Annotated in this window: 17 protein-coding genes and 1 riboswitch; of the genes, 9 read left to right on the plus strand and 8 right to left on the minus strand. The window is 43.7% G+C overall.

Going from position 1 to position 22,761, the window contains the following annotated elements; genetic code table 11:
• Positions 1–10 precede the first annotated feature (10 nt).
• Positions 11–2,185: an esterase-like activity of phytase family protein gene (locus tag ACPUEK_RS07880; RefSeq protein WP_425642857.1), complete on the minus strand. Its 2,175-nt coding sequence runs from the start codon at positions 2,183–2,185 to the stop codon at positions 11–13.
• 192 nt (positions 2,186–2,377) lie between these two features.
• Between ACPUEK_RS07880 and ACPUEK_RS07885 the strand changes: the two genes are divergently transcribed.
• A complete protein-coding gene (locus tag ACPUEK_RS07885) occupies positions 2,378–2,818 on the plus strand; it encodes a plastocyanin/azurin family copper-binding protein (RefSeq protein WP_425642858.1) in 441 nt (146 codons plus the stop codon).
• A gap of 42 nt (positions 2,819–2,860) precedes the next feature.
• On the opposite strand, the gene ACPUEK_RS07890 is transcribed toward ACPUEK_RS07885, so the two are convergent.
• Positions 2,861–3,946, minus strand: a complete 1,086-nt coding sequence (locus ACPUEK_RS07890; RefSeq protein ID WP_425642859.1) for an ABC transporter substrate-binding protein — start codon at positions 3,944–3,946, stop codon at positions 2,861–2,863.
• Between the two features lie 196 nt (positions 3,947–4,142).
• Between ACPUEK_RS07890 and ACPUEK_RS07895 the strand changes: the two genes are divergently transcribed.
• The 3 genes from ACPUEK_RS07895 to ACPUEK_RS07905 all read left to right on the plus strand — a co-directional run bounded on the left by ACPUEK_RS07895 (position 4,143) and on the right by ACPUEK_RS07905 (position 7,345).
• Positions 4,143–5,198 (plus strand): FecCD family ABC transporter permease, encoded by a 1,056-nt coding sequence (locus tag ACPUEK_RS07895; RefSeq protein WP_067034769.1) that lies wholly within the window; start codon positions 4,143–4,145, stop codon positions 5,196–5,198.
• A gap of 2 nt (positions 5,199–5,200) precedes the next feature.
• Entirely contained in the window at positions 5,201–6,037 is an 837-nt protein-coding gene (locus ACPUEK_RS07900) for an ABC transporter ATP-binding protein (RefSeq protein ID WP_425642860.1), read from the plus strand.
• A gap of 84 nt (positions 6,038–6,121) precedes the next feature.
• Positions 6,122–7,345, plus strand: a complete 1,224-nt coding sequence (locus ACPUEK_RS07905; protein WP_425642861.1) for an MFS transporter — start codon at positions 6,122–6,124, stop codon at positions 7,343–7,345.
• A 61-nt stretch (positions 7,346–7,406) separates the two neighbouring features.
• On the opposite strand, the gene ACPUEK_RS07910 is transcribed toward ACPUEK_RS07905, so the two are convergent.
• The 4 genes from ACPUEK_RS07910 to ACPUEK_RS07925 form a co-directional block, all read right to left on the minus strand.
• Positions 7,407–7,985, minus strand: a complete 579-nt coding sequence (locus ACPUEK_RS07910) for a porin family protein (protein ID WP_067034763.1) — start codon at positions 7,983–7,985, stop codon at positions 7,407–7,409.
• Positions 7,986–8,221: 236 nt separating this feature from the next.
• Entirely contained in the window at positions 8,222–8,830 is a 609-nt protein-coding gene (locus tag ACPUEK_RS07915) for an OmpW family outer membrane protein (RefSeq protein ID WP_067215015.1), read from the minus strand.
• 282 nt (positions 8,831–9,112) lie between these two features.
• A complete protein-coding gene (gene mdoH / locus ACPUEK_RS07920; RefSeq protein WP_425642862.1) occupies positions 9,113–11,248 on the minus strand; it encodes a glucans biosynthesis glucosyltransferase MdoH in 2,136 nt (711 codons plus the stop codon).
• A complete protein-coding gene (locus ACPUEK_RS07925) occupies positions 11,248–12,810 on the minus strand; it encodes a glucan biosynthesis protein G (RefSeq protein WP_067034754.1) in 1,563 nt (520 codons plus the stop codon). Before ACPUEK_RS07925 ends, mdoH begins: the two co-directional genes overlap by 1 nt.
• 311 nt (positions 12,811–13,121) lie before the next feature.
• On the opposite strand from ACPUEK_RS07925, the gene ACPUEK_RS07930 reads away from it, so the two are divergent.
• Positions 13,122–13,703: an NnrU family protein gene (locus ACPUEK_RS07930; protein WP_067034751.1), complete on the plus strand. Its 582-nt coding sequence runs from the start codon at positions 13,122–13,124 to the stop codon at positions 13,701–13,703.
• Between the two features lie 56 nt (positions 13,704–13,759).
• On the opposite strand, the gene ACPUEK_RS07935 is transcribed toward ACPUEK_RS07930, so the two are convergent.
• On the minus strand, positions 13,760–15,664 hold the full coding sequence (locus tag ACPUEK_RS07935) for a methyl-accepting chemotaxis protein (RefSeq protein ID WP_425642863.1): 1,905 nt from the start codon (positions 15,662–15,664) through the stop codon (positions 13,760–13,762).
• A 144-nt stretch (positions 15,665–15,808) separates the two neighbouring features.
• Between ACPUEK_RS07935 and ACPUEK_RS07940 the strand changes: the two genes are divergently transcribed.
• On the plus strand, positions 15,809–16,900 hold the full coding sequence (locus tag ACPUEK_RS07940) for an FUSC family protein (RefSeq protein WP_425642864.1): 1,092 nt from the start codon (positions 15,809–15,811) through the stop codon (positions 16,898–16,900).
• Positions 16,901–16,934: 34 nt separating this feature from the next.
• A riboswitch (cobalamin riboswitch) is annotated at positions 16,935–17,126 on the plus strand.
• A gap of 40 nt (positions 17,127–17,166) precedes the next feature.
• Complete coding sequence (locus tag ACPUEK_RS07945) at positions 17,167–17,844, plus strand: energy-coupling factor ABC transporter permease (protein WP_425642865.1); 678 nt, start codon at positions 17,167–17,169, stop codon at positions 17,842–17,844.
• Positions 17,845–17,873: 29 nt separating this feature from the next.
• Here ACPUEK_RS07945 and ACPUEK_RS07950 read toward each other — a convergent pair whose 3' ends face one another.
• Entirely contained in the window at positions 17,874–18,761 is an 888-nt protein-coding gene (locus ACPUEK_RS07950) for a LysR family transcriptional regulator (protein WP_425643024.1), read from the minus strand.
• Positions 18,762–18,857: 96 nt separating this feature from the next.
• On the opposite strand from ACPUEK_RS07950, the gene ACPUEK_RS07955 reads away from it, so the two are divergent.
• Positions 18,858–20,078: an MFS transporter gene (locus tag ACPUEK_RS07955; RefSeq protein WP_425642866.1), complete on the plus strand. Its 1,221-nt coding sequence runs from the start codon at positions 18,858–18,860 to the stop codon at positions 20,076–20,078.
• Between the two features lie 241 nt (positions 20,079–20,319).
• Positions 20,320–22,719, plus strand: coding sequence for a putative bifunctional diguanylate cyclase/phosphodiesterase (locus ACPUEK_RS07960; RefSeq protein WP_425642867.1), 2,400 nt, complete (start codon positions 20,320–20,322; stop codon positions 22,717–22,719).
• Positions 22,720–22,761 lie beyond the last annotated feature (42 nt).

Below are 22,761 nucleotides of genomic sequence, written 5' to 3' on the forward strand. Positions count from 1 at the left end.
GGGTAAAGTGTTACTTAAATTTACCTATTTTAAAGAAGAACGTTTCACCAGTGCTGTCATCAACGCCATCGTTATCAGTAATGGCATAGCCGATGTTGTTGGCATCAATGGTAAAGCCTTCGATTTTATCAACTACGATGCCTTTGCCAGACTGAAGCTCTGGTAGGAAATCGTATACGAGTTCTTTATGTACTTCAGGTAATGTTGCACCCAGTTTGCCAGTTTTGACAGCGCTTAATTCGACTTTGTATAAGCGTTTTACCTTAGCCGCTTCAGCAAGTTGATTGTCACGTTCTAGAATGTACAAGTTACCATTATGGGCTGTGATTTCAGACAATCCCATCCAGCCACTTTCCGCTTTCTCAAGAGGGTAGTGCGCAGCTTCCCATGTTTGGTTATTAAGGTCATAAGCGAGCAGCTTAGTTTGCTCTTTCGAGTCGTCTTTCCATGGTCTCTGAATCGCAATCCAAAGAGTGTTATCAACCAGCGTAATACCTTCTGCACCAAAACGCTCTTGCTGTTCTAGTAAAGCTTCAGGGAAAGTAATTGTTTGGTCGATGCTGCCTTTTGTTGTGACATGGTAAATAGCGTGAGGAACGTCTTTCTTTGTATTGCCCTCAGACGCTAACCAATAACCCCCTTCAGGGTCTACTGCGATACCTTCAAGATCGAGCTTTTCAGCGGCTTTACCGTTTTTAGTAAGCGTCATCTTATGAGTGATTTTCGCAGGAGATTGGTTTGCATCAATCGTGAATATAGCAGGTTGGGAAGAATAGAAGCTATCGCTTACAGCATACAAAATGCCTGATTTATTTAGATCAGCTGCTAAACCAGACAATGCCCCCCAACCAATAGGTGCACCGTCATCATCCAGTGTTGAGTGGATTTGAGGGTAGTTAGGCGCCTTATCCTGTAATTCATACAGCATGACATGAGAGCGTGGCCCCTTGTCTTCAACAAGATCTGCTTCGTTTGCTGTCGCAATGATATTACGGCTTGGAATCGCAATAGCGGATTCTGGGGCGATGCCTGATGGCAACATTTGTACCAGTTCAGGTGCTTTACCAGTATCGCGGTAGACCCCTATTACTGAGCCGCGCTCAGACATTACAAAAATGTATGTTTCACCGTTAAATGTCGCAACTTCCAAACCTTCTGGTTCAGAACCTTTTTTACCTGAACGTTTTTCAGGGTAATGGCCTACACGGACAACTTCGTGTTCAAAGCTAGCACCGCTTTCAAATAATACGTCGCCTGTTTTGTTGAAGATGGTAAAGCCGCGTGCACCACCTTGGTAGTCGCCTTCGTTGGCAATAACAAAGCGTTCATCATCTAACCATTTAACCGCATCCGGTTCACGGTTTACATTGTTTAGCGATTCAGTAAAGGTCAGTGCGCCATCGCGCTTAACATCAATCTGAGTTAAATCAACGCTGCCTGCTGAGAAGTGATTGATAACCTTAGCGTTTTCTGCGTCGATGATAATAAGGTGGTTGTTTTCTTGTAGGGTAACAACGACTTCATTTTTATCATTGAATGCGACAAACTCTGGCTCCGGGTCCGTTGGAGCGATCTCAGCTAAACCTTCTACCGAGATTTTGTGTGTGGCTTTACATTGTCCAGTTTCGCTGTCGAACTCGATGATGCTGACAAAGCCTGCTGGCATTTGAGGCATCGCACCATCATTTAGATCTTCGTCACGTTCATTTTCGATAGCAACGGCAATGTAACGCCCGTCTTTAGACACCGCAACAGAGTCTGGTTGACCGTCTAGATTACAACGCTGAACAACTTTTTGTGTCGCTTGATCAACGATCGCAAGGTAACCACTTGGCTCTGTGTAGCTTGCTGATGTGTTGACACCCGCTACGACCCATTTACCTACTCCGGCAACAGATGTCGGTTCGCCTTTTAGGTCAACAAAACCTTTTGCTTCTGGGCTATGAATGTCTTTAATGTCTACTAAACCGATACCACCACGTGGACTGTCAGAATAAATCAAAGTGTTACCATCTTCAGAAGCGGTGATAATTTCTGCTGAAGTAATGGTGTTGATCGACTCTTTGCCAAGGTTCTGAGCGACGGGGAAGCTTGCTATTCGGTTAAATGAATCGGCAGAAGCAGATAGGCCTGCAGTCGTTAAACACGTTGCAATCAAAGTACGTCGAAAACAAGCACGTAACATAGGTAACTCCGTTAGTTGTTAGAATAAATTCCTTCTAAGGTACGATGAGTAGTTTTCAGTTACGCGTACTTTATATGACGCTTTTGTTAAGTAACGAATGTTTTTAATGGGATATATGTAAATTAGGAATAAGTCTGCGAACCAAAATAAGCGTCTCTGGTCGTATTCTTATTGTAAAAGTGAGTATTGTGAATGATGGTATTTAAAACGTTAGCACTAGGAGTCGGTGTACTGCTCAGTAGCACTGTAGTAGCGAAAGATTGGCAGGTCAAGATGTTAAGTTATGGCGAAAAAGGGCCGATGGTGTTTGAGCCTGATTACATTCAAGCGGACGTGGGTGATACGGTTACTTTTGTGCCAACTCAGCCAGGACATCACACTAAGTCTCAATTAACGCCAGCAGGGCAAGCGGGTTGGACCTCTAAGTTTAATCAAACCTACACTGTAGAACTGACTCATGAAGGACTGTCGTTGTATTTTTGTCCGCCGCATTTGATGATGGGCATGGTGGGGGTTATTCAAGTAGGAGAGGTCGGTAATCAGGCACAGTTTGACCAGGCCTATGATGCCATTAAGGATAAAGTGGTGGTCAATCCGGAACGCTTAGATCTTATAAAGAGTCAAATTCAGTAAATGAGAACAAGCAGGGTCGTTGCCCTGCTTGTTACTTGATAGCTATAGCTCTGTTACGAAAGTACCTTTAGGTGTCACAGGTAAGTACTTTTTATAAAAGTCTTGGTAGGCTGCATCAGGGTCTAGATCACTGAATAAGTCTGGATACATGGCTTTTGCATAAAACTGAATCATGGCCCCATCAAGGATGGTACGGCACGCGCCGTGGTATGCCCCATACATGCGGTTGTTTTTAACAGCGGTCAGCGTAGACCACCCGGTACGTTGTTTAAAGCCTTCCAAGCGTTGTTTTGCTATCGCTTCGTCGACGCCTTGCCCCATGATCATTGAGGTATCACCATTACCTGTCTCATAGCCAGTCATGACAATGACATCAGGGTCAGCTGCAAGGATTTGTTCAGGGTTAAGCTTGCCCCACCATTCGACGTAGGGTGCTGAAATATTTTCACCACCTGCCATGGTCGAAATAGCGCCCCACATATTCTTACCAAAGGTATAGCCGACTTCATCGACGCCAGCAGCGCCGTATTCAGTATATACCGTCGGCTTAGGTAGGTTCGCTTCTTCAAGACGTTCCTGAATCATACTTAAGTTATGTTTGTATTCATTAGCAATCGCTTGAGCCCGTTCTTCTTGACCCGTAATGACACCAATGATTTCAGTGCTTTTCATATGAAGATCAAGAGTTTGAGCATTATAATCCACCACTACGACAGGGATACCAGCATTTTCTAGGCGTTCGACATCGCTGCCTAGACCTTTGAATTGCCAATCAGCCAGCATAATAAGGTCTGGGTTTAAGCTAATAATTTTTTCAACGGAAAAGGTTTTAGTGTCAACACGTCCAATCCCTGGAATCTCTGCTAAAGACGGTCGATGTTCAACGTACATATCCCAATTCGATGGACGTGCCTGCCAAATGTATTTAGACATACCAACAACATTGTCATAGGCAGCCTCAGTACCAATCGCCATGTAGTCTTCAGGATAGAAACCCACTACAACACGTTTTGCAGGAGCATCGAAGGTAACTTGACGATCCAACACATCAGAAATAGTGACGTCTTGTGCGAAGCTGAGGCTGGATGCTAGAGCGATTGAAGTAAGCGCCACTAATTTTGGCATCATGGGAATTTCCTTTGTAAAATTCGCTGTAAAATATTCCGTGAATGAAAATCGATATCTAAAATCCCTATGCATCACATTTTACTTTGATTTTAAATGATTTCGCAAACCATTATCGTTTATACTTTAGTGGCTAATTTTAATTCATTAACTCCTACCCTGCCTATTAGCGGCTAAGGGTGGCCTAGAAAATAGATGTATGCTGAATTCTGCCCTAATCACCGAAGCCGTCAATACACAGCGTCGTTTTGAAAAGCGTCGTTGGTTTGTTCTAACGAGTTTATTGTTGCTGTTACTGTGCTCGTTTGTTTTTGATATTGCCACCGGACCCTCTTTGTTAGGCATTCAGGATGTCTCTAACGCCCTATTGAACATGCTAGGACTACCTGTAGATGTGGCTCGAACGACCGAAGTGATCGTGACCAATTTACGTTTACCGATTGCCTTAATGGCGGTAATTGTTGGCGGATCGCTGGGTGTAGGGGGAGCGGAAATGCAGACCTTATTAAACAACCCTATGGCGAGTCCCTACACCTTGGGGATGGCCGCAGCCGCAGGGTTTGGTGCTGCCTTAATGTTGTATGCGGGCTCGTTGGGCATGAGTGCTGAAATCGCTGTGCCTGTCGGAGCGTTTGTCTGCTGTATGTTATCAGCAAGCTTACTCTTTGGGTTAGCGATGATGCGACATATAACATCGGGTCAATTAATCTTGTCTGGCATTGCCTTGTTATTTCTTTTTCAGTCGCTTTTGTCTTTAGTGCAGTTTGTTTCATCCCCTGAGTTGAGCCAGCAAATCCTATTCTGGCTATTTGGCAGCTTAACTAAAGCGACATGGAGCAACGTAGCCATTACCGCTGTCGTAACTTTGAGTTGTACCGCAGTATTAATGAAAGACTCATGGAAACTGACGGCATTAAGACTAGGCGAAGAGCGTGCGAAGAGCTTAGGTGTCAATGTCACTCAATTACGCTTGAAAACATTGATTATTGTTGCGGTTATGACCGCCACCGCAACCAGTTTTGTTGGTATCATTGGTTTTATCGGCATTGTTGCTCCGAACATTGCTCGAATGTTGGTAGGCGAAGATCAACGCTATTTCTTGCCACTATCGTTTTTGGTCGGGGCATTCCTATTATCCAGTGCCTCCGTTTTATCGAAGGTGATTGTACCGGGAGCGTTATTCCCAATAGGAATCGTCACAGCCATTATTGGGGTGCCGTTTTTCTTTTGGCTAATTATTGGTAAGAGGCGCTAAACATGTTGGAAGTTCGCAATTTATCACTAGCATTTGATGATCTTGTGTTGGCTGATAACATGAATTTTACGCTTGATCAGGGTAAAACACATGTAATTATTGGGCCAAATGGCACGGGTAAAAGTTCTTTGTTAAAGACCTTGTTCGGTGATATTAAACCGCAGTCTGGCGAAGTGCTATACCAAGGTGCAGCATTAACCAAAGCGACGCTTAACCCATGGCGTCAGCGCTTTGGTTATATGCCTCAGGACATTAACCTTGATGTAGGCCTCAGTGTGTTGGAAGTGGTACTGCTGGGCCAATTAAATGCATTATCGTTAAAACTCGGAGACAGCCTTTTAGAAGAAGCACTTCAGGCGTTGGATCAAATAGGTTTGTTACATTTGGCTAATCGAGATGTCAGGACTTTGAGTGGTGGACAGTGCCAGATGATCTTGTTTGCGCAAGCACTTATGCGAAAACCTGAAATATTGATGCTAGATGAGCCAGTGAGTGCGTTAGATCTCCACTTTCAGCAGGTGCTTTTAGATCATCTTGACCAGCAGACTAAGCAGAAAGGCTGGATTTCGCTGATGATTTTGCACGATCTAAACTTAGCGGCGCAATACGCGGATAACCTGTTGGTACTTAAAGGTGGGAAAGTGGTCGCGCAAGGTGCTCCCAAAGACATTTTAACGGCTGATTTAATCGAAGACGTCTATGGGGTCAAAGCGGATATTCAGCTCGATAGCCTAGGTGTTCCTTTTGTAAGAACCCAACGACGTGGTGCGAGAGCATTTATGTCGATGAAAGACACGCTTGTCACCTCAGAGCAGTCTACTAAAGAACGAGCTCTATAGTTTTCTATAAACGCCGTTTATTCAAACAAAGGTCTAGTCTTTTATTGTGCTAGGCCCTTTTCTATACAGACGATTTTTAATTATATGAATACAAATCATTTCTTAGCCGACTGGCGACAGCTCTCTGCGGCGGGTCGTGTATTAGTGATTAATGGATTTACCTTCAATCTTGGTTTTTACATGTTGCTGCCGTATCTAGCTGATCATCTGCAGCGAAATTTAGGGCTAAGTCCTTGGCATGTAGGATTAGTAATAGGTCTTCGAGTATTGAGCCAACAAGGCTTATTTCTAGTAGGTGGTACATTAGGTGATTATTTAGGCTACCGACGTTTAATCTTAATGGGATGCCTAGTTCGAGTGGCTGGGTTTGTATTATTAGGCTTTGCTGCCAATTTACCGTTATTGCTGCTTGGGGCCTTTCTGACGGGGTTTGCTGGTGCTTTGTTTACGCCTTCAAGTAATGCTTATTTGGCCTATGAAGCGCCCGATCAGGTTCGTCGGGATCGAATCTTTGCCATGCAGAACTGGACCAGCGAAGCAGGAATGTTTTTAGGGCCATTACTTGGGATTTCTCTGATTAGCTTAAGCTTTCAATGGGTAGGCTTAGGTGCGGCATTATTATTCTCACTTTTGTTTGTCATTCAGTGGCGTTTTTTACCCGATTTAGTGGAGCAAGAAAAGCGAAATGGACCGGGCGCTTCATTTTGGCAGCAGTGGCATTCAATGCTGCTGAATCGACAGTTCATGAAGTTTATTGCTTGTGCTTGTGCATTCCATTTGTTCTTTCACCAATTGTATTTATCACTGCCCAGTGAAGTGGAGCATCGTGGATTAGGCACCGATGTGATTACGTGGGTCTTCATGACGTCTTCAATTATGGGAATTTTACTGCAAATGCCGATCAGTCGTTGGGTGGCCAATGGTATGGGGAGCGCTAAAGCCATGGGCCTGGGGATCTTTTTGATGGGGAACGCTTCACTGTTTTTTCTCGCGCACGTGACACATTTTCCTTGGGCAAATTTTATCGCTTACGCCATAATATTCAGTCTTGGTTCAATGCTGGTGTTGCCTCTACTTGGCTCTTATGTCCCTAAGTTTTGTCATAAATCAGAGCTAGGCAGCTACTATGGGTTGTATTCCTGTGTAGGTGGTATCGCTGCGTTTACCGGAAACGTCGGTGTTGGAGCTCTGCTATCAGCAGAAACGGTTCCAAGGGAGTTCGTTTGGGTTGGTTTTGCTCTTATCGCATTAATAGCGGGGACCAGTCTTTATCGTCAAGTAAAACGTTTTGACTTAGCATTTCGTTAGCTTATGGACACAAAAAAGCCCGCATTTCTTGTGCGGGCTTTTGATACTTTAAACTAAACATTTAGAAGCGGTACTCTACACCGACACTTGCTTGATTAAAGTTTGTGTCGAAGTCGGTATTTTCAATATCATCCGCAGCTTCATCTACACTCAGATCAGCGTCATACCAAGTGTATTGGGCATTTAATAGTAATTGATCAGACAGCTTGAAGTTAAAACCTGCTCCTGCAAACAGGGCTTCATCATCTGAACTGCCTTTGAAGCCTGCAACGGAGTAGTCAGTGTCGTACCACACTTGACCTGCTTTGGCGAAGAACTCAATAGACTCAGTTAGAGGTAGGATACCTTTTACCGCTGCACTGTAGCCATCCGTTTCAGCATTAGCAATGTCACTGCCATAAGAACCGAAGTCCGTGTAACCACCCTCTAATGCCATATACTGATTAAAGCGGTAACCAATTAAACCTTGCCAAACGTCGTTGTTGTCATCGAAGTCATCATCACCATCTACTTTAAGGTAGCCGTAATTACCACCAACGTATAAGCCACTTTCATTCGTGCTCCAGTCTTGAGCCTGAGCAACCGATGCAAAAGATGTAAGGGCAAGGGTGCTTGCTAAAATAGGCATTACTTTTTTCATTGTATTACTCCTTGTGACCAATTTGGTTTGAACTATTTCAGTGTTGACCGAATTAGAAATGGAGTAAATACAAAGTGCGACGTCTTCTTTTTTTATGTGCTGTTGCTTCAGGTTATATGCATGAAGTTGCCAAAGTAGTAGTGATTTGGGTGTTTCTTGACATATTTTTAAGGCGTAAAAAAGCCCTAATGGTATGCCATTAGGGCTTTATAAAAGCATAAGCAGCGAATCAATGCTTAGAAAGTGTAGCCAACGCTTGCCATGAAGCCTAGTGGGTCGATATCAAGTTCAGCAGATTTAACACCATCGAGTTTCACATCAGTGCTGATATCCATGTACCAAAGAGATGCGTTTACAAACAAGTTTTTAGAGATGTTGTAATCCACACCAGCTTGAAGCGCTAGGCCAAACGAGTTATCAAGGTCAAGATCAGTACCGGCAATGGCGCCCGTTGTTTCTTCATCGAAGAAAACGGTGTAGTTCAAGCCTGCACCTACGTAAGGACGTACAGTGCTTTCAGCATTGCCGAAGTAGTACTGCGCCATCAATGAAGGCGGAAGGTGAGACACTTCACCGATTTTACCTGCACCGGCTAGCGTAACATCGTGAGTAAATGGCGTAGCTGCCAACAATTCAATACCGACATTATCAGAGTACATGTAGGTTGCTGTTAGGCCAACTTGAAGATCGTTGCCCACACTAAGGTCAAGACCAGTGCTGCTTTCGTCTGGCATAACATTGATTAGACCGCCACGAACAAACATATCACCCGCTTCGTGAGCCATAGCGAATGGTGCGCTAACGATTGCAGCAGAAAGTAGAGCGAATTTAGTTACAGATTTCATATCAAAGTCTCCTGATGGACGCAAGTAAGATGTGCTAACCATACGCCTTAGCAGAATAAAGAAATTAACCTAGATCAATTTATGAGAGATACGTGTGTTCAATAAGAGATATTTATTAATCTATGTCATGAAAATAGGCTGAATGGGGAGAGGTAAGCGCCACTTACTGAAGTTATGCGTGATTCATTCTTTTTTATATTAACCTAGAAATACACATCATAGTGGTTATATCTGTGTGCTTCAGTATAAAAAAAAACCGCTACAGCGTAGCGGTTTTGGGGATTAGGCGCAGGCCTTATTTTTTGGTAAAAACTTCTGCAACTTCACGAATAGGGATCGGTATTTGATAATGGCCAGATGCTCTTGTTCATTTAAATGACTCATAAGCTCTTCAATACTGTCGCTGTTCTCTATTTGCCAAGCGGCGCAAACTTTATGACGGTCGAATTGTTGGCCTTCCTGCTCCGGTAACTGAGCTAAGTGCCACGTGTAAAAGCTGACATTGTCGATGTAGCTTTTAAGTGGCACGTCTTGATCCAAGTCTAGCGGATTATTCTGATCTAATTGATGTATTTTTTGCTCAAGTCGTTTAACGATGGCTGTTGGTCGTCGTTCTTCTGGACCTTTTAGTAAGCCAAGTTTCGATAGCAAGTTACCGCGTTTAGCGCCACCACTTAACCAAGACAAGGGAATAGAGCAAATAAGTCCGAATGTGATAGGTAGAGACCAATAAAATAATTGTGCGCTTAAAAAATAGGCGCTTGCAGCTAGAAGTAGACCAAAAATAGTGTGATAAATATGAGCGCGGGTCGTTTCAGACCATTTATTAGCACCGTCATCACGCGATTGAGGCTTCCAGCCGCTGTCTCTTCCTTTAAGGACATCCATTACGACGAGGAATTGAGAGAACATCAGAATAGGGGCATACAATGCAGAGACAAGGACCTCTAGTAATGTGTCCAATGTCAACATGATTGGGCCGCCAAATTTTCGGCACTGGCGCCAATGAAGCATGGCATTAAGCCAGCCAAAAAGTTTAGGAGCTAATACTAGCGCCATGGAAAGCACAAACAGTGATCGAGCTTTTTCAAAGTCAAATACTGGCCAGTTTGGGAAAAGCGATAAGTTACTGAAGTACTCAGGGCGAACAAAGTGGGCTTGTACAGCTAGAGCAAAACCGACTGAGATCAGCGCAAACCAAAAAACGGCGCTAAAGTAAGAAAAAATCCCCGTCATTAGATGCATGCGAGAAGCAAAATGGAGCCCTTTCGCATTAACAAATGCTTTATGCTGCAAGTTCCCTTGACACCAACGTCGGTCTCGCACCATAACATCGATAAGTGATGGCGGTGCTTCTTCATAGGACGCTTGTAAGTCGGTATCAAAGCGAACTCCCCAGCCCGCGCGACGAAGCAATGCCGCCTCGATAAAATCGTGGCTCATTACGTGGCCGCCAAATGGTGCTTTACCTGGCAAGATAGGCAGTCCGCAAGCCTCTGCAAACGCCTTGGTACGAATGATAGCGTTATGACCCCAAAAGTTAGACGCATTGCCATGCCATGTGGTTAAGCCCGCTGCGTAGATAGGGCCAAAGCATTGGTTGGCAAACTGCTGAATACGGCTATAGAGCGTATCTGCACGTATAATAGTTGGTAGTGTCTGGATCAAACCTAAAGAAGGTTCAGCTGCCATACGGCGTGACATTGAAGTAAGGCATTCGGCGCTCATTAAGCTGTCGGCATCCAGCACGATCATGCATTCATAATCGCTGCCAAAGCGAGTGACCCACTCGGAGACGTTGCCGGCTTTACGTTCTGCATTATTAAGGCGTCGACGGTAGTAAATAGGGCAAGCATGCTCGTCTTGATTCAAAATAGGGTAGAAGGTTTGTTTCTCTTTTATGCTGTTTTCAGCTTGGTTTGTGTCACTTAGAATAAAAAATGCGAACTTCCCTGGCGCTTTTTCGACGAGGTCATCATGCATGGCTTCGATACTCGCACGAATACGAACAGGATCCTCGTTATAAACGGGTAATAGAATAGCCGTTACCCTCTCGGTATCTTCTTCTCTTCGCTTCTGGCGGAACGGCGAAAGCTTGAAAATAAGGCCTAATGTCGCCTGACTAAACGCAAATGAAATCCAAGTGAAATTGATGCAGAAAAGCGTTAGGAATAACCACTGTAACCAAGTGATTTGATTAGTGCTTAATACCTCATACATCTCTTTAGCACCGTAGGCTGATAGCCCAAAGGTGACTGCGATGATAAATAGGCGCGACAGCAATGTTGTAACCAAAAAACGCTGATTCTGCTTTTTAGCGGCTTTTTTAGGTTCATCAACTTCATGACGAGGCATGTCTAGATTTGCCTCACTGGGTAATGCGTAGAGTCCTGATTCTTTCATTTTATGATCCATCATTATTTTAACCAACGATATAGCCAAGTCGCTGCAAGAGGCGTGTCATCATGTTTTAATTGCACTCGTAATTCAGCTGAGTTGGCATTGTCAGGGTCAAATGTCACGAACGCTCTGAGGCCTTGTTCGTAAGGGTTAGGTGCGACATGTGCTTCGATAATATTGCCTTGGCTGATACTTGCTTCTATTTCGACAGAGTTAATGTCTTGGACTTCAATGTTGTTAAAATCTATAACAACTTGAGGGTGCTCAGCGGCGAGTTTTTGGCCTTGAGCGCTGCGCACCACATGCGGTTTACCAGACAGTACAGGTGTGTCATTTGTCAGCGTTAAGCGGTATGAATAGTTAAAAGGCTCACCTTTTTTCAAGGTTTTCTCAGGCTGCCAATAGGCGACAATATTATCGTTTGCTTCTGAATTTGATGGGATCTCAACAAGCTCAACATGACCTTTTCCCCAGTCGTTCAGGGGTTTTACCCAGATAGATGGGCGCGTTTGGTAATGCGCCTCTAAATCTAAATAGTCCTCAAAGTCTCGATTACGCTGAATTAAACCAAATCCTTGAGGGGTTTGATCCATGAATGCGCTGATTTGAAGGTTCTCAGGGTTCATAAGAGGGCGCCACAATGTTTCACCACGCCCCGTTTGAATTTGTAAGCCTTCAGAATCATGTACAGCGCGTCGATAATCCTCTGTTTCAGGATGATCCATCGCACCGTTAAACATATACATTGATGTTAGTGGTGCGAGTCCCACATGTTGAAGATCCTTTCTTGGAAAGAGCGTGGCTTCCACATCGATTCGTGTTGGCGCTCCTGGGAAAATGCCAAAGCGGTAAGCGCCCGTGACACTTTTACTGTCTAGCAGTGCATGCACAACAATGGCTTGTTGCGAAGAGGAAGGACGTTCTATCCAGAAATGACGAAACACCGGAAACTCTTCACCTGTTGGCTGAGCCACATCCAGTGCCAGTCCTCTCGCTGAGATACCATAATTCTGCCCTTTGGACACTGCGCGGAAATAGCTTGCCCCTTGAAAAACAATAAATTCGTCTTTGTAATCGGGACGGTTAATCGGATAATGCAAACGTAGACCTGCAAATTTACCGACGTCTGAAATAAGTTGATCGATTTCATCTGTAGGCGTTACAAATGAATCCTTAGTTGCTTGTATCGGATACGCTTTACCACTCTCAACCGCGTCGATTTCCACTAAGTCTTTATATAGAAAGCCAGGAGCAAACAGCTGAATAGAAAATTGGGTAGGGGATTTGCCCCACACGGCTTGGTTTTGCTGAAAATTAATTTGGCGATAAGTATCGTAATCAAGGTTATTTAGAGCATCAGGCGCTCGAGCTGGATCTTGCATCGGCTGTTGTGCGAGCTGCTGTGCCAAGTCAATGACTGTTTTGCGATTGAAACTGTAGCCTTGATTCATTTCAGAGGTGTTAGCATCTTCCACTGAGTCGGATGCCGATAGCGAAGCTGTATTGTTCTCTGCCATGAGCCCTGAGCTAAAGCACACGGATGCAATCAGTGGTAATGTGAACGTGGTGAGTTTTTTCATAAAAGTGAACAATTCGAGTCTCAAAAAAAGTGGGTAGGTTCAGCTTAAACAGTTACTTAGCTAGCCTAGTTATCTAATTATTATGATAATGATTAATAAGCACAACAGTGTGATTTTGCTGTCGAGAAAGCGCAAAGAAAACGGAATGTATAGGGGCTGCATTTATACACTGTAAAGACTGTATAATTGACTGATTAAGAAAGGAAATATCGTATACGAATAAGGCGCTTTTGCACCATAAAAAGGCGTTTTTGGCCCATATTTGCATACGTCATGCTTAACACTGAGAGATGACTTTATAGGAGTGCTCTATGGCATTATTGCTGGTTGGATTGGTATTGTTTATTGGGATTCATTCGATACGTTTATTCGCCCCAGATTGGCGGGAATTTATGATGCAGCAGTTAGGTGAAAATAACTGGAAAATGCTGCATGCTGTCGTCGCTATTATCGGGTTGCTGACAACGATCATGGGGTATGGATATGCTCGTTACAGTGCCGAATGGTTATGGGTTCCTCCTGTTTGGACGCGTCATGTTGCTGCGCTAATCATCCTGTTCGCGTTTATTTATATCGCCGCTGCCGCTATGCCGTATTCGAAGATTAAGGCCCGTGTTGGTGTACCAATGGTGGTCGGTATAAAACTCTGGGCATTTGCTCATTTAATCAGCAATGGAACGACCGCGGATGTCGTACTTTTCGGTAGCTTTTTAGCTTGGGCGGTAGCGAACTTCGTGATTTCACGACGTCGTATTAAGCAGCAAGGTGAGACGTTTTTGGCGCCAGATTTCAAGTATGACTTTATTGCCGTGGTGGTGGGCGTATTAGCGTACGTTGCTGTTGCATTTTATCTACACGGATTATTAATTGGTGTTGCACCTTTTGCGGTGTAGATCAATCCAAATAAAAACGCCCAGCTTTATGCTGGGCGTTTTTATTTATAGTGCTTTTAGCTTTTAAAGTAATGTACGTTTTCTTTTAGATCATTGGTCAACTGTGCCAGTTGTTTGGCTGTTTCTGAATTCTCCTGAGCAAAAGTCACCATTTCACGAGCGCCTTCATCCACTTCCGCTGTATTTTCACTGATATCTTTTGAAACACTGGTTTGTTCTTCCGTGGCGCTGGCTATTTGAGTCGCACGGTCGCTAATACTGGTTATAAGTTGCTTGATATCATCGAAACTTTCTCGAGCGGTACGAATATCTTCGACGCTGCGCTCTGATTGATCATGGCTACGCTGAATTTGTGTGACGGCGTTACCACTGCTGACTTGCAGGTTTTCGATCATTTTTTGGATTTCTTCTATGGAACTGTAAGTGCGCTGACTCAGAACACGAACTTCATCCGCTACAACTGCAAATCCTCGCCCTTGTTCACCTGCACGAGCGGCTTCAATGGCCGCGTTTAAGGCCAGCAAGTTAGTTTGCTCTGCGATTCCCGAGATCGTATTCAGAATAGAGTTTATGTTTTCTGCATCTTGGCTAACACGCTGGATGACCGTTGAAACGGAACTGACTTCGTTGGCTAGTTGCTGAATACTACGCTGACTGGCATCTATTTGGGCTTGTCCGGCTTCACTGGATGAAACCGCGTTATCAGCATTGCGGGCAGTTTCCAGAGCATTGGTAGCAATTTCTTGTGTTGCTTGCGCCATTTCATGGACCGCGGTTGCGACCATCGTAATGCTGCTTTGTTGAGCAATTAAGCGGTCATGACTGTGACTAGAGGTAGAATTGATAGATTGGGATTGCTTTGATAGACGGTTTTCAATGGATTTTATATTATTAATAGTGCCTTGCAATCGCTCAACAAATTGGTTAAACCCAGTTACGAGGTCGGCGACTTCGTCACGGCTATTGACAGTAATTCGCGCCGTTAGATCCGCGTCTCCTTCTGCGATGTCTTGTAAGCGAGCTGTTACAGTACGCAAGCCTTTTAAAAGTAGCTGAGATACTTTAAAGATGACAATGGAAATGATGATTAGCAAAATGATGGCGAAGAGTAATGCAGTTTTTGCAAAATCGTGTATTGGCGCCATCAGAGTGTCTTTATCCATGATCAGTGCTAACGTCCAGTTCGTTTTTCCCAGCTCTTTTAGATAGGCAAACTTAGTAGATCCGTTTAGATCAATTTCTTTGTAGGTAAAAGAAGTGGCCGCTTGTTTTAGGTCTGCAGGCGTAATCGAATAGTCTGTTTCGGTAATGTTTTTCTGAATCAGGTCTTTATTTTGATTTGCTAATATTTCACCGGATTGGCCTATTAGTATCAGCTCACCGTCACCAAGAACATCCAGTTCGAGAATGCGGTCGAGCAAATCATCTAAGAACACCAACCCGCCAATGGCGCCAATGAATTTTCCGTTGACGATGATCGGCTGCACAAAGGTCATCGACAGCTTTCCTGTCGACGCAGAAACATAAGGTGCTGTGACATAGGCGGCATTAGAAGACTTGGCTTCTTTATACCAAGACCGAGCTCTAGGGTCGTAATCCGCACTGTTCAAGCTTGGATCATGACGATACATATGGCCGTTTTCCAGACCCAAAAAAGTCATACCAAACCCAAGGCTTGATTGCGCTTGTTGCAAAATGGGTAAAATATCGGTCTCGTTTTCTCCTTGCGAAAGTTTTGTCTGTAGGTGCTGCTTAATGGCTTGCATGGTGCTTTCGCGGTCGTTATACCAGTTGGTTAGGTATATATTAATAGCGGAGGCTTGTGAGGCGGACTCGGATTGAATGCTATTTTGATTGGCAGTATCAAACTTGCTAAATGCTAACCAAGCTACCGCAATGGTTACGATCATTGTTGCAAGGATACTTTGTAGGGTGATTTTAGTCTGCAACGAGAGGTTCATTGGGCGTTCCTTTTTAAATGTGCAAATGACAGTTAGATGCTATAAGGTTTTTACACGATACAAACACTTTTTAATCAATGAAATATTTATTTTATTATAAAGTGATCTACCTATTAATGATTCAATTTTAAAAGGCTCAATTAAGTGAGTATTCGAACAACCCTAAAAGGTCTAGTGGCTTTGAATAAGGCAAGTCGACCATGGCATTTACCTGTGACGGCTGGTGTCACGATTGGCGCGCCCGCTGTTATTGGTGCGTTAACTGGGACATTTAATGATGCCATGATTGCGAGCTTAGGCGCGATGGTATTTTTATACATGAGCCCAAATCGTACAACGTCTCGAATGTTGACGATGATTCTGTGTACGTTTGGTTTTATGGCGTGTTTAACGGTTGCGACGCTTGCCGCTGCGGTACCTGGATTAGCTCCGGTTGGGTTATTTCTAATTGCATTAGCCGTTATTGTGATCACGCGCTACTATCGGCTTCCTCCACCAGGCAGTTTCTTCTTTATTTTGTCGTCGTGTGTCGCGATGGCAATGCCGTTTGAGTTTGCAGCAATTCCCATGCGAGTTGGCTTGATTGCATTAGGTGGGTTATGGGCTGTATTAATGGCATTTATTTACAGCCTTTGTACGGGTGCACACAAAACGACCTCGATCCCAGTAGAAGTCGACCCGAGAGTAAACGCTATATTATTAGAAGCGTTATTTTTAAGTATCTGCATCAGCGGTGCTTATGCTTTCGCATTGAGTTTGGATCTTGACAATCCTTATTGGGTGCCGATCTCGTGTGCGGCGATATTACAGGGTGCGACGTTCCGAATGGTTTGGCATCGTAATATCCACCGTATAGTAGGGACGTCTATCGGGATGCTGCTTGCCAGTTTTATTTTCGCGTTTCATCCATCACCCATCGTACTGGCTCTTTGGATATGTGCGCTGCAAACCATAGTCGAAGTTTTAATCGTCAAAAATTACGGACTGGCGGTGATTTTTATCACGCCTTTGACCGTCATTATGGCAGAGATTACCTCAAGTGGGATGGATGCGTCGGTGTTACTTGAGCATCGCATGATTGATATTGTGCTGGGTAGTGTCATCGGCTTTGTCGCTGGGGCAATTTTTCATCGTACGGGCCTATTTCGCTCGTTAGAACAAAAAATGGACGAACGTAGCCGATTATCAGAGCTATTATTTTCGCGTACTCATGAATCAAACCACTCGGATCAGTAAATATACTCAGTTCTTTATTGCCTCTAAAGTTGTTAAAGTGCGCCTGTTGAACGGTGCTTTGTAAAAAGTGAAACGGGAAATAGGGAATCAGCCAGTGCTGATGATCCTATACTGCCCCCGCAACGGTAGGTAACAGCAAGGATTGCACGGCAGTCACCACTGATTTTTGGGAAGGTGGCTGTAAACGTTACCGAGTCCGGAGACCGGCCATTTGACTTCTGTTCTTTTCTCATACGGGTGGTATGAAAACCATTAGGAGGCACATTGTGCATATCGAACCAGGCGTTGTCACAGGCGCTAAGCTAGGATTGAGTTACGCAACTGCGGCATTGGCTTTTGCTATTGCCGCAAAATCTTCATTAGACACGATCAAAAAAGATGGCTTAGTCAGCCTTTTAAGTCGGGCATTGATGTCAGTTTTGCTGGTATTTATCTTTTTTGAAGTGTTTCCAAAACAGCCAGTAGGTGTATCGGAAGTGCACTTTATATTGGGATCAACACTGTTTTTGATCTTTGGCTCGGCTGCAGCAGCGATCGGGCTAAGTGTGGGGTTATTGTTACAAGGAGTGTTTTTCGCACCGTTTGATCTGCCTCAATACGCCATGAACGTAACCACGTTGTTATTGCCTTTATTTGCGATGACGGCCATCGCACGTCGAACTATTTCTGAGAAAACAGCGTACGTCGATATCCGTTATAGCCAAGCATTGCGCCTGTCTTTAACGTATCAAGGCGGGATCGTTGCTTGGGTTGCCTTTTGGGCATTCTATGGTCAGGGGTTTGGCGCTGAAAACCTTAATTCAGTCGCGACATTTGGTATGGCGTACTTAAGCGTTGTGCTATTAGAGCCTATTTTGGATCTCGCAATCTTGGCCGGTGCAAAGACGTGTCGTTCTTTGCAGGGGTCACGCTTAGTAGAAGAGCGCTTATACCAAACTAAATAACATAAAATAGTAGTATTAAAGCCAGCGTTTTACGCTGGCTTTTTATGTTCTGTTTCTTGAATTAAGAAGGACAGAAAGGCTGCGTTTGCTTTGGACAAGTAACCATCTTTGCGCCAAGCGATGTTAATGTCCAGCCATACTGCTTCCGAAAAAGGGCGGGTAACAAGCTGGTCATTTTCTTCAATGACCATCCCAAGTAGGGTGGTAATACCAAAACCTTGTTTGACGATGGATTTGATCAATGGAATAAGGTTGGTTTCAAAGCCAAAGTTCGGTGTGACCCCTTGTTCTTGTGCCAGTCGGTCAATGACTCTGCGATGAAAATAACCTTCTTTAAACATCACCAATTCTTCTTTAAAAAATTGCTCAGACGTGACGCTTTCATATTGTGCGAAAGGGTGCTCTTGATTAACCGTGACCATCATTTGTTCCTTAAGCAAGGCACGTGTTTCAAGTTGTTCGCTGGGCTTCTCTGCGACGATAACGCTTAAATCAATTTCTCCGACTTCCAGCATTTGTTGAAGTTTCCATGTGCCACCCTCAATGACTTGCAGAGTCAGGTTCGGGTGCTGATGTCGAAATGCCATTAATATTGGAGGGAAGTAGTACGAGCCAAGCATGCTTGGGATACCGACGCGTACTTCCCCTTTTTCAAGACCGCTAAGCTCTTGCATAGCGAGTGCCGTTTCGTCTGCTTGCTGAATGAGTTTTTTTGCATAATTTAGCAGTACGCGACCTTCATCGGTAAGACTGATTTTTCTATCTTGTCGATGAAAAAGGTCGACGCCGACTTCTTTCTCAAGCTTTTTGATTGCCATACTGATGGCGGGTTGAGCAATGTGCAGTCGTTCCGCTGCACGTGTAAAACTGAGCTCTTCCGCTACGGCTAAAAAATAGCGTATAGGTTTTATTTCTATCAATTTATGTTATCCAATCCATAATTTAAATATATTTTATTGATGCAAATATAATACGTATAGTCGTTTTATTCTTCTATTATCGGAGTGGATAAGGTGATTGATACAGGTAGTTGGGCATTTTGGCGCGGTACATTAGCACTGGTGATTGGTTCGTTTATGGTTTTTGCGAACGTCTATGTCACTCAGCCCTTGTTGCCAATGATTGCGCATGAGTTTTCGATTTCCGAGCTCCAAGCCGCAAGCAGCTTTACCATTACCACTTTGACCTTAGGCTTATCTTTGCTGGTTTACGGGCCCTTATCTGACGCGTTAGGCCGTAAAAATATTATGATCATGGCGTTGCTTGGGGTGACACTGACGACTTTTTCTCTTGGTTTTGTTACTCAATACAGTGAGCTGCTATTACTTAGAGCTTTACAGGGATTTTTTCTCGCTGGTTTGCCTGCTATTGCCGTTGCGTATCTGGGTGATGAATATCGTCCGCAAGCGATGGCTGTAGCCGTTGGTTTGTATATTAGTGGCAATACGATCGGCGGTATTGGGGGGCGCTTAATTGGCGGGTTTGTGGGTGAATGGCAGGGGCCTTCTGCGGCGTTTTTCGTAATGTCTATTGTCAGTATGGTATGTTTCTTTCTGTTCTGGGTATTACTGCCAAATTCCGAGAACTTTCATGCTAAGCGTTTTCGCCCTGCTACATTATTCACGAATGTAAAGCTGCATATAAGCAATCCTATTTTGTTAATGTGCTATTTGATTGGCGGCTTTAATTTTTTCATATTCATTAATCAGTACAGCTATATTACGTTTGTTTTAGAAGCTGAGCCTTACTCTTTGTCTGCCACGTATGTCAGCCTGCTTTTTTTAACCTATTTGACCGGGACGATAGGGTCAGCGTTCTCGGGAAAGTTAGCGGCGTATTGTTCGCAACCAAAAATTATGGCACTTGGTACACTTATACTGATGCTAGGATCTGCGATCACTTTATACGGGTCGTTAACTAGCATCATTATTGGTTTGCTGATTAATTGTTTTGGCTTCTTTTTATGTCATTCCACGGCCAGTGGCTTTGTAAGCAAAAATGCTCATCAGGCAAAAGCCAGCGCATCGTCTTTGTACCTAGTATTTTACTATTTAGGGGCAAGTGTAGGTGGGTTCTACTTAGATCCATTTTGGCAGGCTGGAGGTTGGATAGGAGTTGTGCTTGGTTCTTGGCTGATTTTGTCCGGAGTGTTTGTGGTGGCTTTGATTTTGTCCCAATATCATCTAAAGCAATCGAAGCTGTCTACCGGTAGCTTGACTTCTAATGCAGTTTAGAAGAAGCAACGTTTTCACAAGATCTTAATTAGCAATCCTTAATGTGTATCTAGCTGATTTTGAAAAACTTAATGGTACTAGTCGAAGAGAATAATAAGCTTATACAATTGTGTGATAATTCTGTTTTATGTCATGTTAAGGGTTGTTTTAATACAACCCTTAACGCTGTATAGTCTTTCTCTATCGTTAGAGTTAGGTGTACCAAATAGGTACTGTGTTTATCGACAGCGGCTGGGCAGTAATGGCATCAAAATTGAATCGATCACTGTATATAAAACAATCGCTGGCCACATTTATACTGGCCGTAGTATTGAGCCTAGTTCTTAGCTTTTTCAAATCTTACCAAACTATCCAGCAAGAGCCTTACCGAATTCAAAAAGAGTTTAACGATCTTTTGTCCATTGTTGAGCGACCGTTGGCTCAAGCGTTGTTTCGTTTAGATAAAGCCTTTGCCCAACAGCAAGTCGAAAGCCTGCTGTATAATCCTGCTATAGCTAAAGCCGTTGTTTTTGATGAAAACAATAACGTATTTTCTGAAGCCAGTGCGCCGTATATGGAGCCCTCTTGGAGTGGTGAGATAGCGAACTTTTTAATACGAGATGAGTTAACGGTAACCCGTAATCTGAATTACAGTGGTATAGAAATACAGCTGGGGATCATTCAAGTTGAGCTCGATCGACGTTATCTAATAGAGCAAATTATTGGTTTTAACAGCCACCTTTTCATACAAAACCTCATAAAAGATATCTTACTGGCGTCTATTCTTTCTCTGCTTTTTTATTTTATTGTTACACGTCCACTCAAACAGCTTACGTGGTCGATCAGTCGTGTCGATGAAAACCAAAATGTGGTGATGCCACCTTCATTTGACGCCCTGCATCGGCACGATGAACTGGGTCGTTTAAAGTCGACATTTAGTGAATTGTGGCGTCGTTTAACCAGTGCTCTTGATGCATTAGAGCGAAGCCATCAGCACTCTAAAGCAATGATCAGTCACGCAGCAGATGGCATCATTGTCTTGGATGAAGCGTTAACGATTTGTGTTGTAAACGAAGCCACCGAAAAACTGATGGGTCTTCCTTCAGAGCAGTTAACAGGTATCTCTTTAGCCAGTTTGCAGGGTGGAAGCTTTTGGGTGTCTCTAGAAGAGTCGTTGCATAATTTACCTGTCGATGAGGTGATGACGGCGGAGACTACCTTATCGACTAACCAACATTTTATTCCAATTGAAATTCGTATTAGCAAATACAGAGTACAAGGTGAAACAGAGGTTGTACTGCTAATGCGAGATTTATCTGAGCGAAAAGAAGCGCAACAGCGAATCAATCGTTTATCGTATTACGATTCGTTAACACGTTTGCCTAACCGAACATTGATGATTGATCATTTACAGAAGTCCATGGACCATATGGCAAAAGGTCATTTTGGGGCTTTGATCATTTTAGACTTAGACCGCTTTAAGACCATCAATGATGCACTAGGCCACAATGTTGGTGACCAGCTTTTAGTGGAAGTTGTTGAGTCTTTATTGCCGCTAGTTCCGCCCAATACCACGTTTGCCCGTATGGGGGGGGATGAATTTGTCTTTTTGTGGAGCCACGTTCGTGGCTCCATGAATGAGAGCAATGTTCCTATTATTAGCTTTATGCAAAGGGTGTTAGCGTCTTGTTCTGATCTCAAACATGTAAGTGGTCATGATTTGCATATAACAGCAAGTATGGGCGTTTCATTTTTTGATGGAAGTGAAGAGTCCACTGCTATCATCGTTCGTCAGGCGGATACCGCACTTTACAAAGCGAAAGAGCTCGGGCGAAACACCTTTGCTTTTTTCCAAGAGGACATGCAATCGCTGTCTGATGCGCGTTTGAAAATGGAGAAGTCACTGTATCGCGCGGTTAAAAATGAAGAGTTTGAGGTTTATTACCAGCCTCAAAATAATGAAAAAGGCGAGATCATTGGTGCCGAAGCATTATTGCGTTGGGATGATAAAGATATGGGCCGCGTCTCCCCAATGGATTTTATCGGTATCGCTGAAGACATTGGCTTAATTCATGATATTGGCCGGATTGTTTTAAAGCAGGCTACATCACAAGTAGCGACGTGGCTTCAGCAAGGTGTTTGGCAAGAAGATTGGCGCATATCGATAAATGTGAGCCCGCTGCAATTTGCGCATGAAAGTCTGATCGATGATATTATGTTTGCCCTCACAAAAAGTGGTTTACCTGCTAAGTTGATGGATATTGAGATCACTGAAAATACCTTGATGACGGATTTGGACAGTGCTTTGTCTAAAATGGAGAAAATTCGCTCTCTGGGAATTAGTTTGTCAATCGACGATTTTGGTACGGGCTATTCTTCGCTCAAATATCTGAAAGATTTACCTATCGATCGCCTTAAAATAGACCAGTCTTTTGTTCGCGACTTAATTGCTGATAAGGATGATTACGCAATTGTTTTAGCTGTGATTGCCATGGCTAATGCCTTATCCTTGAAAGTATTAGCGGAAGGCGTAGAAACAAATGAGCATTTTAAACAACTGAAATTAATGGGTTGTTACACCTATCAGGGGTACTACTTTGGTCGACCTATGTGTGCGGTCGATTTCGAGTCATTTTGTGAAAATTCATCTGCTGCACTCTGAGTTCAGAATACAGCAGAGTAGTACGAAATAATGGAGGCTGAA

The sequence above is a fragment of the Marinomonas gallaica genome (genome assembly GCF_049821165.1).
In the GTDB taxonomy this organism is placed as follows: Bacteria; Pseudomonadota; Gammaproteobacteria; order Pseudomonadales; family Marinomonadaceae; genus Marinomonas; species Marinomonas gallaica.

Bases quoted from the DNA above. Each gene is read 5' to 3' on its own strand.
- ACPUEK_RS07880 (WP_425642857.1), bottom strand. From the start codon at position 2,185: ATGTTACGTGCTTGTTTTCGACGTACTTTGATTGCAACGTGTTTAACG.
- ACPUEK_RS07885 (WP_425642858.1), top strand. From the start codon at position 2,378: ATGATGGTATTTAAAACGTTAGCACTAGGAGTCGGTGTACTGCTCAGT.
- ACPUEK_RS07890 (WP_425642859.1), bottom strand. From the start codon at position 3,946: ATGATGCCAAAATTAGTGGCGCTTACTTCAATCGCTCTAGCATCCAGC.
- ACPUEK_RS07895 (WP_067034769.1), top strand. From the start codon at position 4,143: ATGCTGAATTCTGCCCTAATCACCGAAGCCGTCAATACACAGCGTCGT.
- ACPUEK_RS07900 (WP_425642860.1), top strand. From the start codon at position 5,201: ATGTTGGAAGTTCGCAATTTATCACTAGCATTTGATGATCTTGTGTTG.
- ACPUEK_RS07905 (WP_425642861.1), top strand. From the start codon at position 6,122: ATGAATACAAATCATTTCTTAGCCGACTGGCGACAGCTCTCTGCGGCG.
- ACPUEK_RS07910 (WP_067034763.1), bottom strand. From the start codon at position 7,985: ATGAAAAAAGTAATGCCTATTTTAGCAAGCACCCTTGCCCTTACATCT.
- ACPUEK_RS07915 (WP_067215015.1), bottom strand. From the start codon at position 8,830: ATGAAATCTGTAACTAAATTCGCTCTACTTTCTGCTGCAATCGTTAGC.
- mdoH (WP_425642862.1), bottom strand. From the start codon at position 11,248: ATGATGGATCATAAAATGAAAGAATCAGGACTCTACGCATTACCCAGT.
- ACPUEK_RS07925 (WP_067034754.1), bottom strand. From the start codon at position 12,810: ATGAAAAAACTCACCACGTTCACATTACCACTGATTGCATCCGTGTGC.
- ACPUEK_RS07930 (WP_067034751.1), top strand. From the start codon at position 13,122: ATGGCATTATTGCTGGTTGGATTGGTATTGTTTATTGGGATTCATTCG.
- ACPUEK_RS07935 (WP_425642863.1), bottom strand. From the start codon at position 15,664: ATGAACCTCTCGTTGCAGACTAAAATCACCCTACAAAGTATCCTTGCA.
- ACPUEK_RS07960 (WP_425642867.1), top strand. From the start codon at position 20,320: ATGGCATCAAAATTGAATCGATCACTGTATATAAAACAATCGCTGGCC.